Origin of the sequence: Mycobacterium sp., from assembly GCF_036488105.1 — a bacterium.
In the GTDB taxonomy this organism is placed as follows: Bacteria; Actinomycetota; Actinomycetes; order Mycobacteriales; family Mycobacteriaceae; genus Mycobacterium.
Genome location: NZ_DASXHW010000276.1, coordinates 1 through 2,813 on the forward strand (window position 1 = coordinate 1; position 2,813 = coordinate 2,813).

At 63.1% G+C, this 2,813-nt stretch carries 2 protein-coding genes; one reads left to right on the plus strand and one right to left on the minus strand.

What is annotated here, in order from left to right; genetic code table 11:
* The first annotated feature begins 68 nt into the window (after window positions 1–68).
* On the plus strand, window positions 69–1,616 hold the full coding sequence (locus VGH54_RS14065; RefSeq protein ID WP_331512630.1) for an IS1182 family transposase: 1,548 nt from the start codon (window positions 69–71) through the stop codon (window positions 1,614–1,616).
* A 263-nt stretch (window positions 1,617–1,879) separates the two neighbouring features.
* Here VGH54_RS14065 and VGH54_RS14070 read toward each other — a convergent pair.
* Window positions 1,880–2,813, minus strand: a 934-nt coding sequence (locus VGH54_RS14070) for a sulfotransferase (protein WP_331512633.1), incomplete at its 5' end; no start/stop codon positions are given.

Here is a 2,813-nt window from a genome sequence, read left to right on the forward strand (position 1 = left end):
CTAGGAGCCTGCTGAATTATTCGGTGTGGCGGGTTGGGTTGACCTGTGCTTTTCGGGATGATTGACGGGTGCAGGGTCGATCTGATGATCAGCGTGAGTTGTTGGATGCGGAGTCGGTAGCGGGTCATCTTCTGAAGTCCGACAGCGTGTTTGCGTTTTTGGCGGCGCATCGTCGGGAGTTGTTTCCCGAGGAGATGTTCGCCGATCTGTTCCCGACGCGGCGGGGTCGTCCGAGTGTGCCGGCCGAGGTGATGGCCAGTGTGATCACCTTGCAGGCATTGCACGGCTTGTCTGATAACGAGACCGTCGATGCGGTCACCTTCGATCTGCGGTGGAAAGCCGCGTGTGGGCTGCCGATTACCGCCGCAGCTTTCCACTCGACGACCTTGACGTACTGGCGGCGCCGGTTGGCGGCCTCGGATCGGCCGAACCGCATCTTCGATGCGGTCAAAGCTGTTGTCGCCCAGACCGGGGTGTTGGCGGGCAAGACGCGGCGGGCCTTGGATTCCACCGTCCTCGACGATGCGGTAGCCACCCAGGACACCGTGACCCAGCTGATCGCCGCGATCCGGCGGGTCCGTCACGAGATACCCGCCGCCGTGGCGGTCATCGAACAGCACTGCAGTGCCCATGATTACAACGATCCGGGTAAACCGGCGATCGCCTGGAACGATAAGGCGGCCCGCGACCAGCTCGTCGACGGGCTGGTCGGCGACGCCCACCGCCTCCTCGGGCACCTGCCCGAGCAGGAACTCGGCCCCCGCGCGGCCGAGGCGGTGGCGTTGTTGGCGTTGATCGCCGGCCAGGACGTCGAACCCGTCGAGGGTTCTGATGGCACCGACGGGCACTGGCGCATCGCCCAGAACGTGGCCGGTGACCGGGTGATCTCCACGGTCGATCCCGATGCGCGTCATGCCCATAAGACGGTGCACCGCCGCCAGGACGGTTTCAAAGCTCACATCGCCGTGGAACCCGACACCGGGATCATCACCGACTGCGCGTTGACCAAAGCCAGCGGCTCCGACAACCACGAACCCGTCATCGGGCTGGGCTTGCTCGACGACGAAGGCGTCGCGGTGCGGGTCCTGGGCGATTCGGCTTACAGCACTGGTGCGACGCGGGCTGCCCTAGCTGCCGCCGGGCATACCGCGGTGATCAAACCGATGCCGCTACGCACCCCGGTGTCTGGCGGTTTCACCAGCGATGACTTCACCATCGACTTCGATGCCCGCACCGCGACCTGTCCAGCCAATCACACCGTCAGGATCGCACCCCGCGGCGGCGCAAAGTTCGAAAAGCACTGCCGTTCATGCTCTTTGGTATCAAAGTGCACGACCGCCAAACAGGGACGCCACCTGACCCTCAGCGTGCACGAACCGCTACTGCGAGCCGCCCGTAGCCACGCCCGTGACCCCGAATGGCAGGCCGAATACCGACAGCACCGCCCCATGGTCGAACGCTCCATCGCCTGGCTGACCCGCAACAATCGCAAAGTCCGCTACCGCGGCGTGGCCAAAAACGATCACTGGCTGCATCACCGATCCGCGGCATTGAACCTGCGCCGACTCATCACGATGGGCCTGAACCACACCGGCACCACCTGGGCCATCGCCTAACCCGACCATCACCAGGGGTCTTGCCTGCAGCCAAATCCAGTGCCACGCTCAAAACGGCGGGGCGACCTCTTCTGTCGACCTTCGGGTCTGACTTCACACTGCCGCACGACGGCTCGAGGCGCCCCGCCCCAAACCCACTAATTCAGCAGGCTCCTAGACACAACTGCCCGAAACCACCGGCGCGCTACGCGGCAGCCCGGCGTGAACGTGCGCACTAAATGACCTAAGTCAGGACGTTCGGTCGATTGGGTGAAAAATCGAGGTTAGCGGGAGCTGCCGCCAAGTTCGTCGAGTAACCCGCCAAACGCCTCGTCGCAGATCTTTTGCAGCCGTGGTTCAAGGTCCCGCTTCCAGCGGCCGATCGATGACGCGGCGTCAGGCGATGTTCGATGCGCATTCACATTAGCGGTGGTTTCTTTCCCAGCTTTTGCCATGGCGTCGACGATATTCGCCGACGAGTCCAGTTCCAGGGCGTCGAGCATTGCGCGTATGTGTTCGGTGGGCGAACGTACGAGGTCCTCATAACGGACAAGCGTGCCGTATTGTGCTCTGCGCTTCCACAGTTGGGTCAGTGACAGGATGCTCCTGCGGATGAGGCCGACGAGTTGTTCATCCGATTCAACCCGCCGCTCCCGACCGAAGTCAGCAACCCCGTGCCGAGCATGGAACGCCAGCACGGAGACCAGGGTGTCCCTGGGATCCCGGACGAGGAATATCTCCCGTGCCTGCGGGTAAAGCAGCCGCATGATCCGGCGGACGTGGCCGGGCGGAACGATCTTCTCGGCGAAAAATGCAGGTGTCGTGCGGTTTGTCGTGCTGGCGTACTCGCCGTAGAACGACTCGACGGCGGCCTGCGCCACCCGGGCGAATTCCTCGACCTGATGGGTGGCATACCAGCGGTCGAGGGGGGCTTGCTCCCGCGGGATCAGCCCGGTGGCCGGATCCTTAAAGAAATCAGGGAACGGCGGTAGCCGTTTTGGATCCCTCCAGAACGATTCCACCCGCGAGGTGTCCGCGGGTGCGGCCAGCACGTGCAAGAAATGCATCCAATAGCTAAAGACATTCGTCTCGTAAGGAAATCGCTCATGGACGATGATGTCCGGATGCTCCGCAAGCATCCTCATCGTCAACGTGCTGCCCGATCGGCCCGGACTGGTCAACATGACCGGCTGCATAGAGGGGGTGAAGGCCAAAGTG